The sequence below is a fragment of the Rhodococcus koreensis genome (genome assembly GCF_017068375.1).
Classification (GTDB): Bacteria; Actinomycetota; Actinomycetes; order Mycobacteriales; family Mycobacteriaceae; genus Rhodococcus_F; species Rhodococcus_F koreensis.
The window spans coordinates 98,469-121,956 of record NZ_CP070609.1 but is presented as its reverse complement, the minus strand read 5'-3'; the positions used below and the strand labels follow the sequence as shown (position 1 = coordinate 121,956).

The 23,488-nt window shown below is 66.7% G+C and carries 26 protein-coding genes; 13 read left to right on the top strand and 13 right to left on the bottom strand.

The window, feature by feature from the left end:
* Nucleotides 1-186 precede the first annotated feature (186 nt).
* The 6 genes from JWS14_RS00555 to JWS14_RS00530 all read right to left on the bottom strand — a co-directional run bounded on the left by JWS14_RS00555 (nt 187) and on the right by JWS14_RS00530 (nt 7,543).
* The gene (locus tag JWS14_RS00555; protein ID WP_206012253.1) at nt 187-1,422 is read right to left on the bottom strand and encodes a fatty acid desaturase family protein; all 1,236 of its coding nucleotides are present in this window, start codon (nt 1,420-1,422) and stop codon (nt 187-189) included.
* Nucleotides 1,423-1,631: 209 nt separating this feature from the next.
* The gene (mhpA, locus tag JWS14_RS00550; RefSeq protein ID WP_206012252.1) at nt 1,632-3,239 is read right to left on the bottom strand and encodes a bifunctional 3-(3-hydroxy-phenyl)propionate/3-hydroxycinnamic acid hydroxylase MhpA; all 1,608 of its coding nucleotides are present in this window, start codon (nt 3,237-3,239) and stop codon (nt 1,632-1,634) included.
* A complete protein-coding gene (locus tag JWS14_RS00545) occupies nt 3,236-3,592 on the bottom strand; it encodes a DoxX family protein (RefSeq protein ID WP_206012251.1) in 357 nt (118 codons plus the stop codon). Before JWS14_RS00545 ends, mhpA begins: the two co-directional genes overlap by 4 nt.
* Nucleotides 3,589-5,478 carry an acyl-CoA synthetase gene (locus JWS14_RS00540; protein ID WP_206012250.1) on the bottom strand — a complete coding sequence of 630 codons (1,890 nt, stop codon included), beginning with the start codon at nt 5,476-5,478 and terminating at the stop codon, nt 3,589-3,591. The genes JWS14_RS00545 and JWS14_RS00540 overlap by 4 nt, the downstream gene beginning before the upstream one ends.
* Nucleotides 5,475-6,413, bottom strand: coding sequence for a fumarylacetoacetate hydrolase family protein (locus JWS14_RS00535; protein ID WP_206012249.1), 939 nt, complete (start codon nt 6,411-6,413; stop codon nt 5,475-5,477). The genes JWS14_RS00540 and JWS14_RS00535 overlap by 4 nt, the downstream gene beginning before the upstream one ends.
* Nucleotides 6,410-7,543: a VOC family protein gene (locus tag JWS14_RS00530; protein WP_206012248.1), complete on the bottom strand. Its 1,134-nt coding sequence runs from the start codon at nt 7,541-7,543 to the stop codon at nt 6,410-6,412. Before JWS14_RS00530 ends, JWS14_RS00535 begins: the two co-directional genes overlap by 4 nt.
* A gap of 396 nt (nt 7,544-7,939) precedes the next feature.
* Here JWS14_RS00530 and JWS14_RS00525 point away from each other — a divergent pair, with 396 nt between their 5' ends.
* The 3 genes from JWS14_RS00525 (at nt 7,940) to JWS14_RS00515 (ending at nt 9,639) form a co-directional block, all read left to right on the top strand.
* Complete coding sequence (locus tag JWS14_RS00525; RefSeq protein ID WP_206015884.1) at nt 7,940-8,527, top strand: hypothetical protein; 588 nt, start codon at nt 7,940-7,942, stop codon at nt 8,525-8,527.
* Nucleotides 8,528-8,651: 124 nt separating this feature from the next.
* Nucleotides 8,652-9,314 carry a TetR/AcrR family transcriptional regulator gene (locus JWS14_RS00520; protein WP_095864240.1) on the top strand — a complete coding sequence of 221 codons (663 nt, stop codon included), beginning with the start codon at nt 8,652-8,654 and terminating at the stop codon, nt 9,312-9,314.
* Nucleotides 9,315-9,375: 61 nt separating this feature from the next.
* A complete protein-coding gene (locus JWS14_RS00515) occupies nt 9,376-9,639 on the top strand; it encodes a hypothetical protein (RefSeq protein ID WP_306454257.1) in 264 nt (87 codons plus the stop codon).
* A 385-nt stretch (nt 9,640-10,024) separates the two neighbouring features.
* On the opposite strand, the gene JWS14_RS00510 is transcribed toward JWS14_RS00515, so the two are convergent.
* Complete coding sequence (locus tag JWS14_RS00510) at nt 10,025-10,393, bottom strand: WhiB family transcriptional regulator (protein ID WP_095864241.1); 369 nt, start codon at nt 10,391-10,393, stop codon at nt 10,025-10,027.
* A 291-nt stretch (nt 10,394-10,684) separates the two neighbouring features.
* Here JWS14_RS00510 and JWS14_RS00505 point away from each other — a divergent pair, with 291 nt between their 5' ends.
* Complete coding sequence (locus tag JWS14_RS00505; RefSeq protein ID WP_206012247.1) at nt 10,685-10,930, top strand: DUF1931 family protein; 246 nt, start codon at nt 10,685-10,687, stop codon at nt 10,928-10,930.
* 484 nt (nt 10,931-11,414) lie between these two features.
* Here the strand turns inward: JWS14_RS00505 and JWS14_RS00500 are convergent, their stop codons facing one another.
* On the bottom strand, nt 11,415-11,507 hold the full coding sequence (locus JWS14_RS00500; protein ID WP_072947431.1) for a helix-turn-helix domain-containing protein: 93 nt from the start codon (nt 11,505-11,507) through the stop codon (nt 11,415-11,417).
* A gap of 106 nt (nt 11,508-11,613) precedes the next feature.
* A complete protein-coding gene (locus tag JWS14_RS00495) occupies nt 11,614-12,081 on the bottom strand; it encodes an Hsp20/alpha crystallin family protein (protein WP_206012246.1) in 468 nt (155 codons plus the stop codon).
* A gap of 379 nt (nt 12,082-12,460) precedes the next feature.
* Between JWS14_RS00495 and JWS14_RS00490 the strand changes: the two genes are divergently transcribed.
* On the top strand, nt 12,461-12,793 hold the full coding sequence (locus JWS14_RS00490; RefSeq protein WP_072947429.1) for a cupin domain-containing protein: 333 nt from the start codon (nt 12,461-12,463) through the stop codon (nt 12,791-12,793).
* A 174-nt stretch (nt 12,794-12,967) separates the two neighbouring features.
* Here the strand turns inward: JWS14_RS00490 and JWS14_RS00485 are convergent, their stop codons facing one another.
* Nucleotides 12,968-13,273, bottom strand: coding sequence for a DUF4193 domain-containing protein (locus tag JWS14_RS00485; protein WP_072947428.1), 306 nt, complete (start codon nt 13,271-13,273; stop codon nt 12,968-12,970).
* A 744-nt stretch (nt 13,274-14,017) separates the two neighbouring features.
* Here JWS14_RS00485 and JWS14_RS00480 point away from each other — a divergent pair.
* From JWS14_RS00480 to JWS14_RS00470, 4 genes are all read left to right on the top strand, one after another.
* Nucleotides 14,018-15,226 (top strand): fatty acid desaturase family protein, encoded by a 1,209-nt coding sequence (locus JWS14_RS00480; RefSeq protein ID WP_206012245.1) that lies wholly within the window; start codon nt 14,018-14,020, stop codon nt 15,224-15,226.
* A gap of 718 nt (nt 15,227-15,944) precedes the next feature.
* Nucleotides 15,945-16,841 (top strand): coiled-coil domain-containing protein, encoded by an 897-nt coding sequence (locus JWS14_RS00475; RefSeq protein ID WP_206012244.1) that lies wholly within the window; start codon nt 15,945-15,947, stop codon nt 16,839-16,841.
* Nucleotides 16,842-17,113: 272 nt separating this feature from the next.
* A complete protein-coding gene (locus tag JWS14_RS49810) occupies nt 17,114-17,413 on the top strand; it encodes a DUF5994 family protein (protein WP_241031197.1) in 300 nt (99 codons plus the stop codon).
* A gap of 367 nt (nt 17,414-17,780) precedes the next feature.
* Complete coding sequence (locus JWS14_RS00470) at nt 17,781-18,236, top strand: DUF5994 family protein (protein WP_206012243.1); 456 nt, start codon at nt 17,781-17,783, stop codon at nt 18,234-18,236.
* 475 nt (nt 18,237-18,711) lie between these two features.
* On the opposite strand, the gene JWS14_RS00465 is transcribed toward JWS14_RS00470, so the two are convergent.
* Entirely contained in the window at nt 18,712-19,422 is a 711-nt protein-coding gene (locus JWS14_RS00465; protein ID WP_206012242.1) for an IS6 family transposase, read from the bottom strand.
* Between JWS14_RS00465 and JWS14_RS00460 the strand changes: the two genes are divergently transcribed.
* The 3 genes from JWS14_RS00460 (at nt 19,397) to JWS14_RS00450 (ending at nt 21,629) form a co-directional block, all read left to right on the top strand.
* Nucleotides 19,397-19,891, top strand: coding sequence for an FAD-dependent oxidoreductase (locus JWS14_RS00460; protein ID WP_206012241.1), 495 nt, complete (start codon nt 19,397-19,399; stop codon nt 19,889-19,891). The genes JWS14_RS00465 and JWS14_RS00460 overlap by 26 nt on opposite strands.
* 403 nt (nt 19,892-20,294) lie before the next feature.
* Nucleotides 20,295-20,486, top strand: a complete 192-nt coding sequence (locus JWS14_RS00455) for a hypothetical protein (protein ID WP_206012240.1) — start codon at nt 20,295-20,297, stop codon at nt 20,484-20,486.
* Nucleotides 20,487-21,149: 663 nt separating this feature from the next.
* A complete protein-coding gene (locus JWS14_RS00450) occupies nt 21,150-21,629 on the top strand; it encodes a hypothetical protein (RefSeq protein WP_206015883.1) in 480 nt (159 codons plus the stop codon).
* Nucleotides 21,630-21,817: 188 nt separating this feature from the next.
* On the opposite strand, the gene JWS14_RS00445 is transcribed toward JWS14_RS00450, so the two are convergent.
* The gene (locus JWS14_RS00445; protein WP_206012239.1) at nt 21,818-22,765 is read right to left on the bottom strand and encodes a phospholipase D-like domain-containing protein; all 948 of its coding nucleotides are present in this window, start codon (nt 22,763-22,765) and stop codon (nt 21,818-21,820) included.
* A gap of 166 nt (nt 22,766-22,931) precedes the next feature.
* On the bottom strand, nt 22,932-23,111 hold the full coding sequence (locus JWS14_RS00440) for a hypothetical protein (protein ID WP_206012238.1): 180 nt from the start codon (nt 23,109-23,111) through the stop codon (nt 22,932-22,934).
* Between the two features lie 161 nt (nt 23,112-23,272).
* On the opposite strand from JWS14_RS00440, the gene JWS14_RS00435 reads away from it, so the two are divergent.
* Nucleotides 23,273-23,443, top strand: coding sequence for a hypothetical protein (locus JWS14_RS00435; protein WP_206012237.1), 171 nt, complete (start codon nt 23,273-23,275; stop codon nt 23,441-23,443).
* Nucleotides 23,444-23,488 lie beyond the last annotated feature (45 nt).

Sequence of the window (23,488 nt, the reverse complement as noted above, 5' to 3'; positions counted from 1 at the left end):
CGCGTATTGACGAGGGGAACCGCGCCCGTCTCCCTCAGTCGGGGCTGGTAGCCAGTGAATCTGGGCGACGGCATCGGACCATTCTCACCGCTGCCCATCCCGGAAGGAGCGGAACTGTTCGGCTGATCGACAGCTCCGTGACGATTAACCGAGCGTTGTCCGCAGCATCCCCGGAATAGTTGTTGGTCAGCGCATTCCGAGGAGTCGGCGGACGGGTCCGCGTGTGCGTGTTGTCTTGATCGTCGTGGCCAGGCCGATGCGGCGGCCGGTGAGTGGGTCGGTGGCGGGGGGACCGCCGAACCCGGCTTCGGAGGCGGTTTCGGGTGCGGCGTCGCGGGTGTCGGTGAGGTACTTGTCGGGGAGTGAGAGTTTCGCGATGGTGCGCCATGATTTCCAGTACTGCACTGCGAGTGGGCCGGTCGTGTACGGCAGGTCGTACTTGTCGCACAGCTGCTTCACGCGGACCGAGATCTCGTGGTAGCGGTTGGACGGCAGGTCCGGGAAGAGATGGTGCTCGATCTGATAGCTCAGGTTGCCGGTCATGAAGTCCATGACGGGGCCGCCCGAGATGTTCGCGGAGCCGAGCATCTGCCGCAGGTACCACTGGGGGTGCGTCTCGTTGTCGACGTCGGTCTTGGTGAATTTCTCGGCGCCGTCGGGGAAGTGGCCGCAGAAGATCACGGCGTTGGTCCACAGGTTGCGGACGAGGTTGGCGGTCGCGTTCGCCTTGGTGGTGGACTTCCATGCCGTGCCGGTCAGTGCCGGGTACACGACATAGTCCTTGAGGGTCTGCCTGCCGAGTTTGGCGAGCACTTCCTTGCCGCGCTTCTTGGTGAGGTCGCGGTCGTCCCGGCCGCGGGTCACTTTGCCCAGCTCGAGCAATTGGATGGCGAGGCCGTATTGGAACAGCGCCGCGAGGATCGCGTTGTAGGCGAGGTTGCCGAGGTAGAACGGCTTCCAGCGCTGGTCCCGGGTGACGCGGAGCAGGCCGAATCCTACGTCGTCGTCCATGCCGAGGACGTTGGTGTATTTGTGGTGCGCGTAGTTGTGGGTGATCTTCCAGTGTGCCGACGGATCGGCGTTGTCCCATTCCCAGTTCACGGAGTGCACTTCGGGGTCGTTCATCCAGTCCCACTGCCCGTGCATGACGTTGTGCCCGAGCTCCATGTTCTCGATGATCTTCGATAACGAGAGCATCCCGGTGCCCAGTGCCCACAGCGTGCGCGTGCGGGAGCCGAAGAGCACCGCGCGGCCGCCGAGTTCCAGGCCGCGTTGCAGCCGGATGGTGTTGCGGAGGTACCGGGCGTCGCGTGCACCGCGGGATTTCTCGATGTCTCGGCGGATCGCATCCAGGTCGCGGCCGATGGCCTCGACGTCGGCGTCCGTCAGGTGCGCGTATTCCTTGATGTCCGATATCGCCATGAACCTACGGTACCGTAAGTTACGGTCTCCTAGGTTACGGGTGAGTATTTTATGGTGCGAATCACTTCGCCTGGTGCGCAGTGATTTTCGATCTCGATGTGCACTGGCCGAACCAGGAACCGCGTTCCCCGGGCCCGCGGCGACGTGAACAGCCGCCCGCACGATCCTGCAGGACATTGCGGACGCCGCGGGCCCGGTCGGAATGCGGGTCACGCGTCGGGCCGGTACCTCACAGCGTCGGCATGCGTGCGCAGTGGCGGCTTCGTCAGGGGTGGGTCACTGGGTGAGGACGTCGGCACGGGGTCGGGGTGGAAGCGGGGGAGGGCGGCGGCGAGGGCGGACAGGTCGTTGCCGGTGCTGAGGACGGTGCCGTCGGGTCGGATGATGGCGGCGCGGGCGCGGGCGCGGCGTAGCCAGTTGTGCAGATCGGTGCCGGGTCGAGCCAGCAGGACTGTGCCACCGCGTTGTTCGATGTCGGTGCGTTGTGTCGTGGTCGGGGGGAGGGAGGTGACTACCGCGAACCGGCCGGCGACGACCTCGGCGAATCGGCGGCCCTGGTCGAGGTCTGGATTCGGGATCAGGCGGCCCGCTCGGCTTCGGCGTAGTCGTGGTCGTTCTATCAGAGTGGAGCGGTGCAGGGCCGGGGTTTCGCCGTCCATGATCGTGTCGCCGAGGCCCGGGATGCGGTGCAGCAGTGGTAGGACGATGCGGCGGATGAGGTTGCCGAGTTCGCCGCCTTCGGTCATGGCCATTCCGACGAGCTTGGCGCGCCGGATCAGTGCGAGGGCGTGGGGTTTGCGTTCGATCTCGTAGGTGTCGAGTGCGCGTTCGGGCAGATCTCCGGTGAGGACGCCGGCAAGTTTCCAGGCGAGGTTCATCGCGTCGCGGATCCCTGCGCCCATACCCTGTCCGATGAACGGCGGCGTGAGATGGGCGGCGTCGCCGAGTAGGAACACCCGGCGGTCGCGCCATCGGTCCGCGATGTGGGCTTTGAAGGTGTACTCGGCCACGCGGACCAGTGTCAGGTCGTCGAGGGGGGTGTTCCGTGTCCATGGTGAGAGGAGAGGATGCAGACGAGCCATGTCGCGATAGTCCTCGGCGCTCTCGCCGGGTTCGAGCCGGAACTCCCAGCGGTAGCGGGTGTGTCCGATCCGCATGTATGTTGCCGCGCGTACCGGGTCACACACCTGGTGGGCGCCCTCCCACGCGCCGAGGTCCGCGGTTGTCGCGACGTCGACGACCAGCCAGCGTTGGTCGAACTTCAGGTCCCTCATCGTTGCCTGAATCTGGTTTCTGACCAGGCTGTTGGCGCCGTCGCAGCCGAGGACGTATCCGGCCTGCACCGATTCCTGCACACCGGTGCTTCGGTCGGTGAAGTCGACACGAACGCTGCCGGCCTGGTCGTCGGCCAGCCCGGTGACCTCGACGTTGCCGCGGAGAGAGGCCTTCGGGTGCCGTGTCAGGTTGGCGCGCAGGATCTCCTCGAACTGCGGCTGGTCGAACATGTTGGCCTCGGGGTAGCCGTGGACGCCGGGACCGGGGTTTCGGTGGAACTCGGTGAGAACGCGCATGTTCCGGTCGACAAGCCGCAACCCGAGGCACGGCCGGGAGATCGCCGCGAACTCCTCGGCGATCCCGAGGTGCGCCACGATCCGGTGGATCTCACCGTCGAGGTGGACCGCCCGCGGCTGCGCATAGACGCCCTCCCAGCGCTCGAGTAGCAGGCACTCGACACCGTACCGGGCCAGCAGTGTGGCGGCGGTCAGTCCGGTGGGTCCGGCACCGACGATGACGACCGGGACGATTCGTTCGCTCATCGGATCGATCCGAGCAGGACGACGAGGTAGGCCACGATCGCTGCGCCGACGACGATGGCGGGTGCCATCTCCCGCAGTCCGTCACCGTTGCGTACGTGTGTGACGACGGCACCGACCATCAGGAGTAGCAGCCCGATGCCGGCGGAGGCGCCGAGTGCCGGCACAACTCCGCCGATCAGGAGACCGACGGCACCGGCGACCTCGAGAGCGCCGATGCCCCGATACGTGCTGACGGGCATACCGACGTGGGCTGCTCGTTCCCGCATCGGGGAGGTTGCCGCTATTTTGCCGGCGCCGAGCAGGAGGTAGAACACTGCCAGGCAGAGTGCCAGAACTAGTGATGCGGTGGTCATGTGCGCACCGTGACCTTCCAATTGATCGCGTATCGGTTCAGGATCGCCTTGACCGTCGGTTCGCCGGCAGGTCCGTCGATCTCGACGGTGGCGAGGATCGAACCGTCCTCGACGGACGCCTGGATGCTGTCGATGCCTGCGACGGTGGCGAGGGCGTGCTCGAGCTCGGCCCGTGTCGCGTCGGCGCGCAGTGCGAGTTTGTAGAGCTTGCCTACCGCCGTGACCGGCAGCGCCGGGAGGATGGTGACCGCCTTGGGTGCGGCGGCCCGTTCGGGGACGCGCTCGCCCGCCCAGGCTTGCAGTTCGTGTGCGGTGATGTCGGCGTCGGCGGCAACGGTGACGTAGGCAACGGGTACTTCGCCGGCGTGGGCATCGGGGCGTCCCACCGCGCTGACCGCGGTGACCTGCGGATGGTCAAGGAGGACGTCTTCGATGACCGCCGGATCGATGTTGTGCCCGCCCCGGATGATGACGTCCTTCGCGCGTCCGACCAGGTGGATGAAACCGTCGCTGTCGATGCGCGCCAGGTCGCCGGTGTCGAGCCAACCGTCGACCAGTTTGCCCATACCGTTGAGAACGGGTCCGTGTTCGTCGTGGCCGGAAACATAACCGGCGAACACGGTCGGACCGCTGATCGCCAGCACTCCGGTCGCTCCGGTGGGCAGGTCGTCCCAGGTGCCGTCTTTGCGGACGCGTATCACCTTGACCTGCTGATAGGGCATCCGTACCCCGACCGAGCCAGGTCGTGGTGCGTCGGGAAAGCTGCGTGCACTCGCGCAGGTTGCCTCCGTCAGTCCGTAGCCTTCGAGCAGGGGCACACTCGTGTGGTCCTGAAACGTCGTGGCGACCGCGGTCGGCAGAGGCGACGCTCCCACCATGGCGAAGCGCAGACCACTGATGTCGGCGTCGACCGGGCGCTGCGCGAGGGCCGCGTAGACGGTGGGCACCGCGCTCATCGACGCGATGCGGTAGTGCTCGACGATCTTCCAGAATTCGTTGAACAGCATCGGGTCGCGATAGCCGAGCGGGCCGGCCCACACCACACCCTGGCCCTTGAACAGCGGCGCCAGCAGCGTGACCATCAAGGCATTGACATGGAACAGCGGCAGGGCAGCGAAGACGACGGCGTCCGAGTCCCACGACGAGTTCGCGGCCAGCATCCAGGCATCGGCGACCTCGTTGTCGTGGGTGTGGGCGGCCAGCTTCGGAACACCGGTGGTACCACCGGTGTGAAACAGTGCGGCCACGTCGAACCCACAGGGGGGATCACCGACGAAGTCGGAGGAATCGATATCGGCCGACAGCGCACTGAGATAGCCGATCCGCACTCCGTCGACCTCGGGCAGGTCCGCAGGCGCGCCGGCGGCTCCGGTGGGCCGCACGGCCAACACGGCATCCACCGTCCCGCTCACGGCAATCTGGTGCGCGGCCTCCCATGTCTGCGGCGCAAGTTCCGGTCCGGCCGCGACGAGTACCCGGGCACCTGAGCGGCGCAGCAATTCACCGATGTGCTGCGGCGACTGCGCGGCGTTGATGGGTGCAGCGATGCCGGCGAGTTGTGCGGCGAGAGTGGCGGGGATCAACTCGGCGCAGTTGGGCGCCATCACGGCGACCGCGTCGTGGCGTCGCACGCCCAGACGATGGAGCAGGTTCGCGTATCGATGAACATCGTCGCGTAGTTCGGAGAAGGTGCGCTGCACCGGCTCCCGCCACCGTGCACCGTCCGGTAGGACGGTGAGCGCGAGCCGATCTGGCCACATCCGGGCCGCGCGGGTGAGCAACGCGTAGGTGGACTCGGGAAGCCCCCGATCGCGCAGCGGCACGGCCTCGATCGTGGTGAGATCCGTGGGCGTCGCGTAACGCGGCCACAGGAGGTCGGTGGTCATCGCGCGTACCTCACCACCGTGCGTTGGCGCCCCAAGTCGATGGTCCCGTCGTCGGTGGCGACGGTGGCTTCGATGAGGTCGCCGTCCTGCAGGTAGTTCGGATTCTTGGCCTGGCCCGCGAAGAAGAGCTTCCATTTGACTGCGGGCGGCAGCAGGGAGGAGAGGGTTGCGATCGGCTTCGGTGGGGCGCTCAGTGCCGTCCCGACCGGTGTTCCGGTCAGCAGCAAGTCCCCGGCGTCGAGGCGTTGAAACCGGGTCAGCGCCTGCAGAGTCTCGGTCGGCTGGTAGATCATGTCGGCAACGGTCATGTTCTGGCGCGGCTCACCGTTGACCCAGAGCCGCAGGCGCAGGTCGGTGAACCGCTTCAGCTCGTCGCCGTCGAGCAGTACGAGGGCGGGGCCGACCGGGGTGAACGTCGGATATGACTTGGCTTCGTAGAACTGCGTTTTCGGAAGCTGGATGTCGCGCGCGGAGATGTCGTTGGTGACGACCAGGCCGGCCACGTGATCGGCGAGAGTGTCTGCGGTGATCTCGGTCCCGACCGGGATGTCGCGGGCGAGGACGAGCCCGATCTCCACCTCGTAGTCCAGTAGCCGGACATGGGCAGGACGGATCACGTCGTCGGTGGGGCCGCTGATCGATCCGGATGCCTTGCGGAAGAAGGTCAACGGAGTGGTGTCGGGGTTCATCCCGGCGTCCTTGACGTGCGAGGCGAAGTTCGTCATCTGTGCGACCACCCGGCACGGGGCGGTGACCGGGGAGAGCAACCGGAGGGTCGCGACGGGCACGGCGCCCTTGCTGGACGCCGCTGCCTCGACGGCCGGTCGGTCGGTCAGCAGTTGGGCGGTGGTGGTGGCCGCGGTGTCTACCCGTGCGGCGCCGGTGGGTGTGTCGACCCACCAGGCGTCGGCGGTGCGGAGGACGGAAATGGTCATGAGCTGGCAACTTTCAGAAGGCCGCGGAGGCGGTGGAGGTCGAATTCGTTGTCGGCGCGCAGCGCGTGGACAATGGCGCGCAGTTCCTGGAGTGATTCCCGGCCGGGATTCACTCCGAGGAAGTCTTTGGTGGCGGGCGGCCCCCACTGGGACAGTCCGGACGCGGTCATCGGTGCCCAGCCCGCCTCGAGGGTGTCGTCGAAGAGATCGCCGTCCGTGAAGTGCTCGACCATGAATCCGTCGGGGTCGCGCCAGTAGTCGAAGATCTGGCTGCCCTGGATGTGTCGGCCGATGCCCCAGGACCGGCGGTAGCCCCGGTCGAGCAGGTATTCGCCTCCCGCGGCGAGGCCGTCGAGGTCGGCGACCTGATACGCCGAATGCACATAGCGGTTGGCCGGGCCGAGAACCATCGCGAGGGTGTGATGGTCGGTGGGCGTGGCGCCGCGGTCGCAGCGGATGAAGCTCATGATCGGACCCCCGGCCCGTTGCCCCGGGTAGTAGAGGAAGTCGCTGACGATCAGTCCGAGGTGCTCGAGGTACCAGTTGAGCGTTTCGAGGTACGTCGTCGTCTGGAGCACGACGTGCCCGAGTCGTTGCACGGTGGCCGGCGCGCGGGGCGGGCGCTGAGGGGCGTTCACCCGCCCGCCGTCGTGTCCGAAATTCAGGGGGAGCGGGGCCTGGTCGGACAACGCCGGCAACTCGAACGTGTCGGACACGACCCGCACTCCCAGAGCGCTGGGATCGGTGAGATCGACCGTGATCCCGCCCAGACTCTCGGGAAGGGGCACGACCGCACCCCCGACCGCGTCCGCCAGTCGCAGCACGTCGGTCGCGTCGGCCGCCCGGAAGGCGGGACCGACGAACCGCGACCGTGGACTTCGGCGGATGAGCACGCAGGGCGATCCGGGGTCCGTCCCGCGCAACTGCAGTTCGTGTGCGGTGCGAAGGGCCGTCGCAAAACCGAAGGCATGGGCGAACGCCTCCGCCCGATCGAGGTTGGGCTTTTCGAACTCCAGCCATGCGAGGTCATGGACCTTGATGATCGGCTCGGCGGCCCGCCCGCGGTGTTCGCCCGCCAGTGCGCCCTGCTGACTGTGCAGACCGGCATGCGGGTCGTGGTGGGCAGTCATTGACCACTCCCTTCAGATTATGAGGATATCGTCACTCACGCGGATATCGTCAGTCAAGAGATTTTGAGGAATTCGTCAATATTGATGACACGCGGTAGGGTGGGGCCAGCTCGGGCGGAGTAGGAGATGGGCACGCAGGCATGGCCGAGCGGATCACCGATGCACGAACCGCCTGGACCGGCGTAAGGCGCGTCCCCACGCCGCACTTGTATGCGCACTGTCGGTTACACCGTTCACGTCGACGCCGACTACTTCGACGACGCCAGGAGAATGGTGGACCGCATCCGAGTGGCGGACCGAGCGTGGCCCGCAGCCGCAGCCGCAGCCGCAGCCGCGCTCACCGCACGCCGGACCGTCAGGGGCGGGCGCGTTGTCGACGGGATACTAATGGCTGGAATGGGATTGGTGCAGCGGTTGCTCGGACAAGGCAGATTCGAACCGATTCGCGTGGTGACCGAAGTGACTGGCGCGGCCGGCGAGACGAATCGGGAAGAGATTCCCGTAGGGCAGGTTGTCGCGCTCCTGCGGGAGCGTGTGTACGGCGCGATGACGTGTTTGGCGACGCTCGCCGTCCTCGTCCCCTATACGGCTCCCGAGACGAGCCCCTGGGCTCGGGTCCTCGATGTCGCGGTGGCCACCGGCGGGCTCTGGGTAGCGAGCCTGCTGGCCGACTGGGTAGCACATCTCGGCGCGTTCCACAGTGCTCCGCGCGGACGGGCGGCGCTGCGGATGCTGCAGGCCTCCGGCCAGATTGTGGAGACCGCGGTCTTGCCCCTGCTGGTATTGGTCGCAGCCGCCGTCGGACTACTGAGCACATCCACAGCGATGTGGATCGCGATGTGGATCCTCGTTGTCGAACTCGGCGTCATTGCTCTGCTTGCCGTGCGAATGGCCCACTTACGGTGGTGGCAACAGCTGTTCACCATCACGGGTTTGGTCGGTGTGGGCGTACTTGTGGTCGGCATCAAGATCCTCGCCCATTAGGTCAGGCCGTGTGGCTGCTGCTTGCCGACTGGAGCAGCTGCCAAGTGTGAGGAATTCGTCAATATTGATGACACGCGGGTAGGGTAGGGCGAGGTCAGACGGATCAGGAGAAGGGCACCCAGGCATGACCGAGCAGATCACCGATGCACCGAACCGTCTGGAACGGCGCAAGGCGCGCACCCGCGCCGCACTCGTACGCGCAGCCCAGTCCTTCATGGCGGCGGGGAAACTGACCGCCCCGATTCTCGAGATCACCCAGGCCGCTGATGTCGGAATGGGGTCGTTCTACAACCACTTTCAGACGAAGGAGGAGCTCTTCCACGCCGCCGTGGAGGAGGCCCTCGACCGCCACGGCGCGATACTCGACGAACTGACCGCCGATCTGGACGACCCTGCCCAGGTCTTTGCGCAGAGCTTCCGACTGACCGGACGCCTGCATCGCCGAAATCCCGAACTGAGCAAAGTTCTGCTCCGCGACGGGCCGAGTCTGGTCAGCTCGGACAAAGGCCTGGCGCCGAGAGCTCGCCGCGACATCGAGGCCGCTGCCCGTGCGGGCCGGTTCAGCGTGCGCGACCCCGAACTGGCCCTGACAATCACGGCGGGGGCCGCACTGTGCCTCGGGCAACTGCTGCACGACCACCCCGAACGTGACGACGCGGAGGACACCGACCAAGTCACCGAGGACCTGTTGCGGATGTTCGGCCTCCCGGCCGACGAAGCCCACGAAATCTGCCGACGCCCCTTACCCGACGCCGACGATCAACCCCACGGCGCAACCGCCACATAGCGTGTCCGGATGTGGCACAGGTTTCGCCGAGGATCGGGCTCCATGAACCGACGGTGCCGGCGTGGTGGCGCGACGGTATGCGCATGATTGGGCGCTCTTCGTCGACTGGTGCGACGCCTGCGAGCACTGCGCGCTGCCCGCGCACCCGTCGGTGCTGGCGGAATTCCTCGCCGACCACCCCGCGGCGGACGGTACCCAACGTCGGCGCATCACCGCGATCAATGCCGTTCACACCGACGCCCAGTTCCTGGCGCCGGGCCGCGCCGAGATGGTCCGCCAACTCTCACTGTGGGGCCGAATATCCCAATCACGTTGTTCGACGTGACAGTCGTGGCGTTCGTGGTGGATGGCCTTGCCGCCGACTTTCAGGTGGGGTGGCGTGCGATCCGGTTCGTGCGGCTGCAGCCTTGTACACGAGCATCCCGGTGATCCCGTATTGTGCGGTCCCTGCCGAATCGTGTTGACATTCACGAACCTGGTCCTCCGGCGGCAGGTCTACGGTCGCCTGTGGCGATTACCTTGACAGGCGAGTGCTCGGGGCCGGCGTGGCCGGCCACCGCTGTCTGGCACCTTTTCCAGGGTTGAACCCTTTCTCGGCAATCAGCGCATTGGGTTCTCCAAAATCGTTGATCTGGTTCGTATTCGGGTGCCGAACCGGGGTTCTCCGTCGGGTGGTGGGGGCGGTCGGGATGCCACGCTGGACGCCCTCGTTATCGGGCGGAGCTCAGGTGCGGGGCGTCGGCGGTGGCCGGTGCCGGCTGCGGGGGCGCGAGGGGTCGTTGCGCGCCGCGGCGAGCTCGGTTGGTGTGTCTTTTGCGGTCGTTTTCGGTCATGCCGCCCCAGATTCCGTACTGTTCGCCCGCCGTCAGGGCGTACTCGCGGCACTGGGTGAGTACGGGGCAGTCCTGGCAGATCTGCCGGGCCCGTGATTCGCGGTGACCTCGGGCGGTACCGCGTTCGTTGTCGGGGGAGAAGAACATGGACGGTTCGAGACCGCGGCACGCGGCGCTGTCCCACCATCCTTCGGGTCCGCTGGTGACCTGGTGGGTCGGCGTGGGTGGGGTCCCTGCGCGGAGCAATGCGGTTCCTTTCGTTCCCGAACGCGGGGACCTGTGGGGCAGATCCGGACGCAGGAAACTGATTTCTGTGTTGTCGATGTGTCGGGGGTATCGGGTTGCGTCGGTCGAGTGTCCAATCCTCGGCGGTAACGGTGTCGGTGTGGCCTTCGATCGGGGTGATGCCCGTGTCATGGCTCCCGCCCCGGGGGCCTTGGCTCTTGTGCTGTACGTATGCGACATTCCCCTGCCGGCCACCCGGGAGGGATGGAGGATGATCACCCGATGGAAGCTGCTGTGCCCACCGTGAGGGTCGTGACGTTCGATCAGTTCGAGGACAGCTTTCCGGTGGTGGCCGCTTGCGGTGTCGGCAGGGATGACTTTCGCCGCTTCGGCGAGGTTGTCGCCAGGAATATTTGCGATCTGCCCTTCGCCGCCGCGGCGATTCGCCAGTACATCATCGATTGTACGGACCTGCCGCTCACCAAGGGCTTACGGGCGAGCAGCGGATTGTTCAGCGAGCTCGGTCCCCGTACGCGAGTCGAGCCGATCCTCGGGTGACTGGCAAGCTGTCCGCCGCTCGACCGGATGCTCGCGACCGAAACCCAGTCTGCGGCACGACCGAGCGCGTGGCCGCGATGGTTCGGACCGTATCGGCCGGCACTTGCCCCTCAGCGGTGATGTGTGGCCTCGGTCGGAATTCCTGCAATCCGCAGGTCAGAACCATTGCGGAGGGCGTATCGTAGTAGATGCGGATCAAGGAAAAAGATTGGTAATGATCACACCCTTGTGAAGCAGAGATTAGGCCGAGGGTGCGAAGTCACGCCCCCGGCCCGACCGCTGTTTCGGGGGTTTTACAGCGGCGCGAACGGGCGAGCACCCAGGAACACCCGGTGGCTGAGCGCCGGGCGGACTGGTCCACTGCGTGAGGAGCACGGCGGAGCGAAGCGATCTGCTCGGACGGGGGCTGCCGGCCCCCACCTCACGCACCGAAGTGAGCGCAGCCCCTGGTAGCGCCCGCCGTGTACCCAGAGGCGGGTGCCGATCAGCTCCGCTCGAGGGGATGCCGGTACAAGGTGGTGCGCCCGACACCGAGGATCTCGGCGATCTCGCCCAGTTGCATCCCGGTCTCGCGCATACGCAATGAAACTACAGGTGTGCTGTTCGATCGATACGCCATCCCGAAGCCGACGTGACCCGGGTCCCGGCGGCGTGACCTGCCGGGACCGTGTCCGGTGGAGAGGTCAGGTCGTGGTGGTCTGGTCGGGTGAGTCGCTGGGCTCGATGACCTTGGCTTCCTCACGTGCCCCGGGGGTGATTTCGATGCGGCGCGGCTTGGCCCTTTCTGCCACGGGGAGGGTGACCGTCAGCACCCCGTTCTCGTAGGTGGCGGCGATGTGGTCGGCGTCGATGTCCTGGCCGAGGGCCAGCTGACGCAGGTAGCTGCCGGTGAAGCGCTCGGAGGTCAGCCACTGCACGTCGTGTTCGGTGCGTTCGCTGCGTTGGGCTTTCACGGTGAGGATGCCGCCGTCGACGCTGACGTCGACCGAGCCGGGGTCCACGCCCGGGAGGTCGGCGTGGAGGACGTAGTGATCGCCGGAGCGGTAGAGGTCCATCGGCATGAACCGTGGGGCCCGGGCGGATCCGGCCGACGTGCCGAGCAGCTGCTCGGTGAGTCTGTCGATGTCACGGAATGGGTCGGGATGAAGCACAGCAACCACCTCCTACATGTTGGTGGCCGCACCTCGCCATCGCGACGGGTGTCGGCTGGCTGCGCTCCTTCTAGTTTTGCACTGCACCTGTGCGGGCGCCAGGTGCGCTCGACGCCCGGTTCCGGCGGATGCAAGGATTTCCGACCGAGGCCGCAAGTGTTTCGTGGACAGGTGCTGCCCGCTGCGTTCAGGCCACCGATAACCACGGCCCAGACCCCGCCGGGTGCGGGCCGGGAGGGCTGGGGTTTCGTCGTCCACCACCACTTTCCCCTGGTGCCAGCGAGAACAACCCGGCCGCGCCGGTCGGGTGATCGTGGCTCTGCGGCGGAGCAGACTTTCGCCGTGCTGCTCCGTGTGCGGGGTTGGATACACTACTGACATGCAGCGGGTTTCTCTCGAGGCCTTGGCTCGTCAGCAGCTGAAACAGGCGGCCACCGCGGGTGGTGGTCACACCGCCGACACCGTCTACGGCGGGCATGAGAAAGTGTTGCGGCAGACGGTGATCGGCATGATTGAGGGCGCGGTCCTCGGGGAGCATTCGAACCCGGGTGAGGCGACGGTGCAGGTCTTGTCCGGTCGGGTCAGGCTCTCGACCGGCGATCTGTCGTGGGAGGGGAGGGCGGGTGATCTGCTCATCGTTCCCGACGCACGGCACAGCCTCGAAGCGTTGGTGGACTCGGCGGTCCTGTTGACGGTCGCGAAGCTGTCGTGACCCCACCCCAGCAGCCCGGGTTGCAGGCCGGCCCCGGCGCATCGCTTCCGGTGCCGCCCGACGATGCGGGCCGCGACATCACCTCATGCGTCGAGAGCAGGCGCGATGCCGGGCAGGTGCTCGCCTCCGCCGCGGTTCCCAGCGCCGCACACCCTCGTCTGTGCTGGGATGTGCTCAGCCGGCGCAGTCCAGGCAGATCATCTGTCCACCGGCCGTGTCGACGAGGCGGCTGCGGTGATGGACGAGGAAACAACTGGTGCAGGTGAATTCGTCCGCCTTCTTGGGTATCACCCGGACCGTGAATTCCTCGCCGGACAGGTCGGCCCCGGGCAGCTCGAATGACTCCGCGGTGTCCGTCTCCTCGACGTCGGCGACGGCCGACTGCGATTCGTTCCTTCCGGCCTTCAGCTGGTCGAGCGAGTTCTCGGATGGCTCGTCGTCGGTGTTGGTCACTCTGGGTGCGTCGTAGTCGGTGGCCATGACCCTCCCTCTCGTCGGGCGTCTTCCCCGGAGCCGCCCCGCGATCGCGGAGGTCGATTGCATGTCAACGCTCCGCCGCCGTGTTTTGTGCCCGTAACCGGTCACATGGGGGCACATCGTCACATTCGGTCCTGGGCCGGGTCCGAATACTGCTCGCGATCGATGACGGAGCCGGACCCTGGGGTTCCGCATACACACGTCGGGCGGGCGCCCCTGACCCAAAGGGGGACCCGCCCGCGGGCACTGACCACTCGGTTACCAGGCGTGCATGGTTGCGCGGTGAAATGTGGCCTCGGCGTCAGGAGACATTTCCCGCCTGACGCAAGCCCACCGTGCTGAGCCCACTGTGGGGGCTTTGCTTTGCGTGGGTGCCTACAGCTCGTGCTGGGCGCCACAACCGAGAGGTGGAATCTTCTCTTCCGGTTCGACCTTGGTCTGTCGTGGATCCGTACCTCCGGTCTACGCCGCATCTCCAGTTAAAGCAACAGTAAAATACGGTCGGTCATCGCGCGACCTCGCGATTGAGCACATCACCGCCGACCTCACCCTGATCAAGCACCACTCCCAGGTAGATGCGGCCTACGTACTTCGACTCGGTCGCCGCCCTCGACAACAGGACGACGCTGCGCGACCACTGGGAGGCCGGACTCGGTCGCCGACGATTAGGTAGGAATACCGTCCTCGCTCACTCACGTCTCACCTGGACGTAACCTACGGTTGCGTAACCTGCGCTAGCGTAAATTCATGGCGATTTCGGATGTCACGGAGTACGCCCACCTGACCGGGGCGGATGTCGAGGCGCTGTGCGTCGAGTTCGACGCGATCCGGCGCGATATCGAAGCCTCGCGTGGCGAGCGTGATGCCCGGTACATCCGCACCGCGATCCGGCTGCAGCGGTCCCTCGAAATCGGCGGTCGCGCGGTCTTGTTCGCGAGCCTGTTCCCGCCGGCCTGGCTTGCCGGCACGACGATGCTCGGCACCGCCAAGATCGTCGAGAACATGGAGCTCGGCCACAACGTCCTGCACGGTCAGTGGGATTGGATGAACGATCCGGAGATCCACTCGTCGACGTGGGAGTGGGATCTCGCCGGCCTGTCGGCGCATTGGAAGCAGACCCACAACCACATCCATCACAAGTACACCAACGTGCTCGGGATGGACGACGACGTGGGCTACGGCCTGTTGCGGGTCGCCCGTGATCAGCGGTGGACGCCGTTGAGCGTCGGCAATCCGGTCTACAACCTGCTGTTGCAGCTGTTCTTCGAGTACGGGGTGGCCCTCCAGCACTTGGAGCTGGGCAGGGTGGCCAGGGGAGGTGTCGATCGTGTCGAGTTCGCGCGCCGATGCCGTGAGGTGGCCGGGAAGGTCGGTAAGCAGATCGCCAAGGACTATGTTCTCTACCCGGCGCTGACCGGCCCGGCGTTCCTGCCCACGTTGACCGCGAACCTGACGGCGAACATGATCCGCAACGTCTGGACCAACATGGTCATCTTCTGCGGGCATTTCCCCGACGGCGCGGAGAAGTTCACCGAGGCCGAGCTGGAGGACGAAACGCGGGGGCAGTGGTACCTGCGGCAGATGCTCGGCAGCGCGAATTTTCAGGCGGGGCCGGTGATGGAATTCATGAGCGGCAACCTCTGCTACCAGATCGAGCATCACCTGTTCCCCGATCTGCCGAGCAACCGGTTGCGCGAGATTTCCGTGCGCGTGCGTGCGCTGTGCAAGAGGTACGACCTGCCCTACACGACCGGCTCGCTGCCGGTGCAGTACCTGAAGTCGTGGCGCACCATCGCCAAGCTGGCGTTGCCGAACAAGTTCCTGCAGGCGACCGCCGACGACGCGCCCGAGACCGCGTCGGAACGCAGGTTCACCGATCCGAGGCCACAGTTCGACCCGGTCACGGGCAGACGCCGTGGGCTGTCGACAGCACTTCGCGATCGCGGGGGACTCTGACATCGCCCCCGGGCGGGACCCGAACACCGGCGCCTGCGCCGATCCGTTCGAGAATCTCGGCGCGGCAAGGCCCACCACGCTGTGCATCGGCCTGTGAGGGTGGCACGACCAGTCAGCAGTTGCGCGGAGCCGGCTCGCCGCGGGCGTCGAGACAGTTCGGTGCGGCCGGAACGTCGAGCACCGCGGTGGTCAGAGGATCCGGGTTTCGGGAACAAGTCCGGATCCTGGCGTGCTCATCTCCGTGGTCACCTTTTTTTGCGTATCTCACCTGCGATCCTCGCCAGAAGATCTTGCTGGAACGGCGGTAGCCTGCGCGGCTCTGAGCAACGGAGTATCCAACGAACCACCCGGCGAGGCGATCCGCCGCAGATGCGGCGTCAGCGGGAGTGCGCCTGGACGGCGACGCGGTGTGAGCGGCACCGGTGATCACGATGATCGGGGATTGCGGCGCCGTATAGTCGAAGTGTCGGAGATACTTCGTACGCGGGCAATCGGGTCGCGTCGTCGACTGGACAGTACCTGGCCGGTTCCCGGCCAAGGCGGGAGCGTCACATATGACGCACAGCAACCTTCGCACCATCACGAACCATCTCCCCATCCCCATCGGCATCGGCGTCGGCACGGCTCGGGCCGCCTCGCGTCGCGGGCCGCGGCGGCCGCACCGCGCCTCCCCGCCGCGCGACCGTATCGCGCACGAATCCGGCACAGGAGAAATCCGTTGACTGCGGGAGAGGGAACACGGCCGGAGCCGCGACAGCACGTTCTCGACCCCGTCAGGGGCGATGACAGGGCAGCCGCGGACGAAGCCGACGCCAAAATAACAGCGGCGCAGAGCGATCGGCGGCGCGAACACGATGCGGCCGAGCAGGAGGCGACGCGAGGAGCGGAGAAGGGCCGTCTCGCCGCTGAGGAACGCGCGCGTGCGCGCGTGCACGACGCCGAAAAGAAACGCCGTGTCGAGGACCTGCGCACGGCCGGGGACGTCGTCGACGCTCGAGACGACGACGCGCGCGCCCAGCAGAGGGCCCGAATGCTCGACGATGCCGCCGATACGGTGCGGTCGGAGGTCGAGAACGACCGTGGACGTCGCGCGGTGAACCTGTCCTCGCTCCGAACGGTACTGCGGGTGCAGTACGCCGTGGTCCGGCTGCCGCTCGCGGTGATCGACCGGCGAGTGGTGCAGCGGTGGGGCGCGCAGGCTCCGGTGCGGCGCGCCTACGAACGGGCGCTCGGCGGACTCGACGGCGTCGTCGGCGCGCTCCTCGGTGACCATGACCTGATCGCTCGCGGTCATCGGATTCGCCGGCACGCCGACATGCTGACTCGTGCGGCAGTGCTCGGCGACAGGGCCAAACGCATCCGGGCCGATGCCGCAGAGCAGCTCCCCGACCGGCTCGACGAGGCCGCCCGACACACGGCGGCGGTCCGGCACGCGACCGACGCGGCGGTGACGGAGGCCGAGAACACCGCGGTCGAGGAGACGATGCGGGCCGGTGACCGCGCCGGCGCGCAGCTGGCGCGGCGCAAGGACCGGGCCGATCGCACCGCGGACGCCCGAATCCGGGCCGCGGAGGCGGATCTGGACGCGATCCATCGCGAGAGCGACCGGACATAGGTCCGCCGCGTCCGAGTCATCGAGTCCAGGTTCGCTATCGCGGACGGGAGGACCTGGGTGCGCGATGGAAGGGTCCAACGGCGAGACTCGCACCCCTATCGGAGGTATTTCGTTCGCTGGCTGTCCATGGTCGCGTCGTCCCTGGTCTGACATATCCGGCCGATTTCGCGGCCGGGACAGGAGCGGCCGCCCATGCCGCAGCAGGCAGCATCCCGCGATCGTCCCCGACACCAGATATCAGATATCAGCCGAACACGCGCAGCGGCCGAGGGGTGAAACCGAAAGATCGGTGTGCCGGCTCTATCGACGGTGTCTGGTCGCCCCGCACCCGCACCCTCGGCGAGGAACTTCCGGAGTTACTGGCAGTGTTGACGGTTCGGCTCGGCCCCAACGGTCGGGCCGTCTACGACCCCGCGGGGCCGGGCCGCGGTGCCCGGGCGGTGGGTCGCCGCGGTGCCCGGGCGGTCGGTCGCCGCGGGGTACCCGGGTCCGGCTCGACGCCTGCCTCTCCGAGCTGTTCCACACGATGCATGTCCTCGGTGCCGACGGCAGCAGGATCGTCCTGCAGGTGACACCACCGGGCGTCGCTGTCGGCTCCGAGCAAGTCGGGTCTGACGGCGCCCGGGAGTGCACCGGACCGCTCGGCGAAATCCGTCGACCGATAGGTGCGTGGGTGGCGCGCTCGCTCGTGCGGGAGCACGGTCGCGATTCGTCCGCAGGCGCCACCGGGTGGGGTACCCCCTGCGCGTAGCATGAGGTTGTCGGAGGAATTTTCGCACACGACCGTCCACGATCGTGTCACCGCCGGTAATGACAGTGGCCGCCACGCGGGCACGGCGGGAGCGTCCTCATGACGCTACAACACGACCGAACCCTCCCCGAGCCACCGATGCACGTGATGATGCGGCAGCCGACTGAGCGGCGGCAGGAGCGTTGACGATGAAACACGAGACGAACCCCACCTACTCCGGGCGCGGCCTGGGCCTGTTCCACCCGACCTCCGACGGCGCGCAACCCTTCGACGAGCCCACCCGGACCCCGCGACTGCTGCTCCGCGCGCGCGAGGACCATTCGGCCGGCGTGGACGGGGCGTGGTGGCCACGAACCACCAACCTGACCACCGAACTTCACGACCTGATCAGTGTGCTCGCCGATCGGGTGGGCACCACCGAGCAAGTCAGCTTCGACTGGAACTCGATGAGCGTCTCGCAACGGGGCATCGACCGTCCCGACGGGGTGCGCGTGTCCGGGCCCCTGCCGGACCAGCCACCGGACATCATGTACGTCTTCGGTACCGACGGTCGGCGGTGGGAGCTGCTGGTCATCGCACCCATGACGGACGCCGACGGCGCCTTCGACACGATGCAGAAGGCGGTGGGCGTCGACCCGCGGTAGCCCCAACCGTATGCCGACCATCACGATGCAGGTGCGACGGCCAGGAGCCGAATTGCGTTGCCTCACACTGCCAGCCCAGCGCGAGGGTGAGTTCCAGCATCGGTCGTGGGTCGTCGAGACGCTCATCCGGTATCGGACGGTCGGATCGACCCCGCCAGATCAAACGAGAACCCACACAGCAGGCGAGGACGATGGCTCGGTGCTGGATCGACGGGTGGGGGCGGCTGGGGTTCGCCGACGGGGCGAGGCGGATGTACGTCACCGACCAGACCGATGATCGAGTATCACCGCTGAGGGGCAAGTGCCGGCCGACACGGCGCTGCACCTGTCTGCGAGACTTGTGGCCTCGGTCGGAAATCCTGCAATCCGCAGGTCAGAACCATTGCGGAGGGCACCGTCAACTTGAGTGATAGTCGCAGTGGTGCAGTCGGTTTGGGTTCGTCTTAACCCGGAAATTGTTGGCTGGGTGTGTTGTTCAGGCAGCGGTGGCGGTCGCGGTGATTTCGTTCCACACAGCAAAGCGGGCGGTCATCTCGCGTCGCCAGTCGGATGCCGACAACATGTGCCGCCGCAGCTGGAAGTGCCCCGTGATGCCGGAGAACGCGGATAGGAACCGTTGTGCCTGCCCAGGTGAGGCGAATCGCTTCATCCGGCGCTCCTGTTGTCGCGTGGGCTGATGTGAGTTCTCGGCCCGATTATTCAGATACTTCGACCGGCGATGCTCAACCGATGCCAGCATCTCGCGTTGCGCCACTTGGTAGCTGGCCAGCTTGTCGGTCACGAGCACCCTCGGCACGTATCGCAGACCCTTGAGCAGTTTGCGGAAGAACCGCTTGGCGGCCGTGGCGTTTCGACGCGACTGGACGAGAATGTCGAGCACCACGCCGTCCTGGTCGACCGCACGCCGCAAATACCTCTGCTCGCCGTTGATCGGGATGAACACTTCATCGAGGTGCCACTTGTCGCCAGGGCGGGGCCGGCGGCGGCGCAGCTCATTGGCATAGGACTGGCCGAACTTCGCGCACCACTGCCGGATCGTCTCGTGCGAGACCACGACGCCGCGTTCGAACATCAGTTCCTGCACGTCACGCAGACTCGACGTGAAGCGGTGATACAGCCACACGCTGTGGCTGATGATCTCCTTCGGGTAGCGGAAGCCCTTGTACGACGAATCTGCGCTGGTCACGGTCACCCATCCTCCCAGCGGTCACCCGCACAGCCAAGTTGACGATGCCCTCGGCGACGCCGCCCACCCCACCTCCCCCTACGCAGGGTACGGCGCCGGGATTGCCATCGAAGACGGCTACTTCCTCGGTAAGGCACTCGAAGGACGCGACCTGTCCGATCCCCAGTCCCTCCGCGAGGGACTCGCCGTCTACGACGACCAGCGCGTCGCCTACACCAACAAGGTCACGTCCTTCGCCCGCTTCCTTGGGCGAATGTTCCACAACGCACCCAAGCCCGTCCGCAAGGTGCGGGACTTCTTCCTCGACCACACCAAGATCCCGGACAAACAAATCAGCAAGGGATACACCGAAGACGCCCAGAAACTCCTGCGCGCCATCCTCGATGCCGACACCTCGGTCGCCAAGAACGCCGCCGTCACGCCGCTTCCCACGACACCCACACGGCGAACAACGACCTCCAAACCCTGAAGTCGTCGGGCACCACCTCGACAAGATGGACCTACTGCCACGGTCTGCTGGACCGGCGCTCGGCACCCGTCACGTGTCACCGGGGGGGCGACAACACCGCCACGATCGGCAGCTCAACAATGCCCGTCCTCGCCTCGAATTCATGAGACAGGGACGGGCTCTGCTGCCGTCGTGTTTGCCTCTTCAACGTCGGCCGAAACGGTCCGCCCTTGCGCCGGTCATCTCGGCTCACTGGACAACGATCGGCTTCAGCGCCGGCTTCGTCGTGTGCAGGGGCTCCCTCATCGATTCTCGTCCACGTAGGTCGATCGCCCTGCGGTGGCTTACAGGACTCAGCTGGAGGCGCAAACCCAACCATATCTGGTGACTTGCGCACTGAAATCGAACGAGTTCATCGCGGCCTATGACCGAGAATCCTGGAACTCGCGCGCTTTTGAAGGTCGGCGACAAAGTCAAGGTTCATGCCGAGGCGACCTCGGTGTTTACGATTGTGAGCATTGACGGCGACGACGCGCTGATCGAGTCGATTGCCAGTACGCCGGGGACGTACCCGTTCCACTGCAAGCTCGACCGCCTCGTGCCGGTCGAGTCCTGACAACAGCCCAAAATGCGCCCTGAACTGCTCAGGTGACACGTCCCCCTTTCGGGGACGATCCTCAGCGGTGCCGGGCGGTGACCGGACGCGGATCTGGACGCGCAGGCCACGGCGCGGGATCGATGTCGGCTCGACGCGAGGTCCTGCAGCAGCCGTCTCGAATACGGCACCGCGAATATCCCTACGGCGCTTGGGTGGTGACCTCGGTCTGTCCCTGGGCACCCGGTCGCCGGCGATCAGGACGCATTGCCTCTACGACGTTCATGATGGTTGGGTTGTGACGGCCGGGGCCGGCCTGCGTGGGTCGCCACGTCACCGCGGGTTGTGTCATGCTGGGGGCACAGAGTCGACGTCGGGGGACAACATGACTGTTCATGCATTGGTGCGATCCACAGGCAGACACGGCTGGACGTTGCGATGCGATCTGTGTGAGCACACCTTCGCTGCGGCCGTTGACGGTCGGCCCGAGGCGGTGGCCTTCGCCCGTACCAATGGGTGGATCGTCGGCGAGCGCACGTTGTGCCCGATGTGCGCGGTCACCGACACCGCCCGCCGCACCGCCTGACCCGCCGATCCACAGCCCCGACCCGGGACCGGTGGGCGGGTGCCCGGCTGTGAGGATGAACTCGAACAGTGTCGTCTTACCGAAGGGAAACAGGTGTGATGGGGGAGCTGGCCGGAGCGAGCAAGGTACACGTGATGGTGTCGTACTGGTGGAGCCGCGGCGACGGTCTCGCCAACCATCAACTCGGCCAGGTCCTCACCCGCGCAGCAGGTGTGGATGAGGTCGACATCACCGATCCACAGTCCATCGACCGCGCCTTGCGGATCGCGGTCGCCGATCCCACGGTGCTGGCCGAGCTGGACCAGTGGTGGCAGATGGTCGAAACCCGCCGGGCCGGCAACAACACGCGCAACCCGGGACTGGGTCTGGAGCAGTCGATTCGGTACCTCACCGACCGGCTCGACACCGGCACCGTCACACCGGAGGCGCTCGGCGAATGCCGCCGGCAGGTCGCCGCGGTCGATCAGACGATCACCAGCGCCAAGGACCTTCCCGAACTCGTCCACCCGGACGCTCAGATGCTCGATCTCCTCGCCCGCTACCTGGAGGCCCGCTCCCGCGTTCTGGCCCTGGCGTGACCCCACCCCGGGTGAGCGGGCGCCGACACCGGCCACCGGGGTGCGCGAACCTCGGCCGAAGGAGGACGCCGAAACCCGGTATTGCCGGTAATGCCGGTCATGCCTGCATTGTCGGCGGTGATGTCGGTTCGGTGATCGGCCGGGGACGTGTCGTTACCACTGGTCACAGCACATGGGGGGCGGTGGCTTTAGAGGTTCCAGAGTTGGAGCATCGCGGCCCGCAGGCTGGGGGAGGCGATGCGGTGATCGACTCGCAGCCGGGCACCCGGGTGCCCGGCATCGGCGAGGATCTGCTCGGCGACCGGCACCGGGATCGGGTCCAGGTCCGTGCGGCTGCGCAGGAGGTGCCCGATGGCACCGGGGGAGCGGGGGATCGCGATCGCCTCGGAATCGACCACTGCGGGGGGATAGAGCCACTGGTGGTCCGCGGTGACGAAGACCAGCACGTCACCGCGGCGCAGGCGGCTGTCGGTCTTGTCGTGGTGGAACCATTCGAGCTGGTACTTCGCTGCCGGCCCGGCAGGTGCGCGGCGGTGGCGAGCCTGGGCGGCCCAGGCGTGGTGTTCGGTCGGACCGGGTTGATATTCGATGATGTGCCGCAGAAACATTCGGGTGATCTGTGCGGGCAGGAAGCCGGGGTCGGCCTGTCCGCGGCCGCTCACCCCGGGGATCGGCACCGCCCGCCCGATCTGCCACTGCGCGACGGCGTTGTCGAGGAACACCTGATCGACCTCGGTGACCTCCTCGATGCCGTCGATGAACCCCCTGACCGAGGCAACAAGGTCCGGGTCGTCGGTGATGACCACACCCTCGACGGCGATGGTGGAGCTGTGTGAGGCATTGGCGGAGCCGATGACCGCCCACCGCTCGGTGGCGATGACATTGGCGTGCAGGTCCGGCGACGACAGCACCCGCACCCCCGCGTCCCGGTAATACGCGAGCGCCACCGGAGAGGTCAGGTGTGCGCGCACCGCGGCGCGGGAGGCGTTGACGACGAGGACGTCACCGCCGCGCAGCGGCAGCAGGGTGGGCGCGTCCTGGCCCAGGTGGGCGATCGCAGCGCGGCGGGACCCGCGGGTGCGGATGGCCCGGGTGATGTGCGGCCACGGGCTCGGCCCGTGGAAGGTGGTCCCCATATCCGAAAACGGTAGCGGGTGCGCACACCCGGCCGGGGTGGATCCGCCGATCGCGGCCGCACGGTCGACACCCCGGATCAGGCCGCTGCGCTGCGACGATGACACGTCCCCTTTCCCGCGCGCGACCGCACCGCGCAGTTCCGCTCCGGGTGCGAGGCCGGTGCCGTCACGGCCGACGGCCGTCGTGCGGCTTCGGCTCGGCCGCCCGGTACCACGCGTGCGCGCCGAGGCCGGCGACGAGAAACGCCCACATCGCCAACACCGGCGAATCGGTAGCGGTCGCCGCATGTGCGATCGATACCGCGGCGGTCGGCGACATGACGAGTTGCGTCTCTGGTGACAGCACTCGATCTTCTCCAGCGCACGGATACTCCCCCTTCGACCTCTTCTGGACATGTCGTCTTCGCAAACCCTGGCACCGGCGACAGGCCGGCACTACACACCCCACTTGCACAACACAATGTCACGTTGTAAAGGAAGTGTCACCGACAGCGAGGGGAGATGCACATGTCCAACACCGCAATCGTCGAGGGGGCCGCCGAACTGGACGCCGCGCGCGCTCGCTACCGCGCATCGATCGGAGGCGATTCGCACTCCGAATTCGTCGCCGCAAAGGTCGCCCTGGTCGAATTGGGAACCGGCCGCAAGGTCTCCGAGGAGGAGATCGACTACCTGTAACCCGGCAGCGTGCGAGGCCCCGTCATTTCACTTGATGGGGGCCTC

What these genes read in the sequence shown, in the direction of transcription:
- JWS14_RS00555 (WP_206012253.1), bottom strand. Translation starts at nt 1,422, where the DNA reads ATGGCGATATCGGACATCAAGGAATACGCGCACCTGACGGACGCCGAC.
- mhpA (WP_206012252.1), bottom strand. Translation starts at nt 3,239, where the DNA reads ATGAGCGAACGAATCGTCCCGGTCGTCATCGTCGGTGCCGGACCCACC.
- JWS14_RS00545 (WP_206012251.1), bottom strand. Translation starts at nt 3,592, where the DNA reads ATGACCACCGCATCACTAGTTCTGGCACTCTGCCTGGCAGTGTTCTAC.
- JWS14_RS00540 (WP_206012250.1), bottom strand. Translation starts at nt 5,478, where the DNA reads ATGACCACCGACCTCCTGTGGCCGCGTTACGCGACGCCCACGGATCTC.
- JWS14_RS00535 (WP_206012249.1), bottom strand. Translation starts at nt 6,413, where the DNA reads ATGACCATTTCCGTCCTCCGCACCGCCGACGCCTGGTGGGTCGACACA.
- JWS14_RS00530 (WP_206012248.1), bottom strand. Translation starts at nt 7,543, where the DNA reads ATGACTGCCCACCACGACCCGCATGCCGGTCTGCACAGTCAGCAGGGC.
- JWS14_RS00525 (WP_206015884.1), top strand. Translation starts at nt 7,940, where the DNA reads ATGGGATTGGTGCAGCGGTTGCTCGGACAAGGCAGATTCGAACCGATT.
- JWS14_RS00520 (WP_095864240.1), top strand. Translation starts at nt 8,652, where the DNA reads ATGACCGAGCAGATCACCGATGCACCGAACCGTCTGGAACGGCGCAAG.
- JWS14_RS00500 (WP_072947431.1), bottom strand. Translation starts at nt 11,507, where the DNA reads ATGCGCGAGACCGGGATGCAACTGGGCGAGATCGCCGAGATCCTCGGT.
- JWS14_RS00490 (WP_072947429.1), top strand. Translation starts at nt 12,461, where the DNA reads ATGCAGCGGGTTTCTCTCGAGGCCTTGGCTCGTCAGCAGCTGAAACAG.
- JWS14_RS00485 (WP_072947428.1), bottom strand. Translation starts at nt 13,273, where the DNA reads ATGGCCACCGACTACGACGCACCCAGAGTGACCAACACCGACGACGAG.
- JWS14_RS00480 (WP_206012245.1), top strand. Translation starts at nt 14,018, where the DNA reads ATGGCGATTTCGGATGTCACGGAGTACGCCCACCTGACCGGGGCGGAT.
- JWS14_RS00470 (WP_206012243.1), top strand. Translation starts at nt 17,781, where the DNA reads ATGAAACACGAGACGAACCCCACCTACTCCGGGCGCGGCCTGGGCCTG.
- JWS14_RS00455 (WP_206012240.1), top strand. Translation starts at nt 20,295, where the DNA reads ATGACCGAGAATCCTGGAACTCGCGCGCTTTTGAAGGTCGGCGACAAA.
- JWS14_RS00450 (WP_206015883.1), top strand. Translation starts at nt 21,150, where the DNA reads ATGGGGGAGCTGGCCGGAGCGAGCAAGGTACACGTGATGGTGTCGTAC.
- JWS14_RS00445 (WP_206012239.1), bottom strand. Translation starts at nt 22,765, where the DNA reads ATGGGGACCACCTTCCACGGGCCGAGCCCGTGGCCGCACATCACCCGG.
- JWS14_RS00435 (WP_206012237.1), top strand. Translation starts at nt 23,273, where the DNA reads ATGTCCAACACCGCAATCGTCGAGGGGGCCGCCGAACTGGACGCCGCG.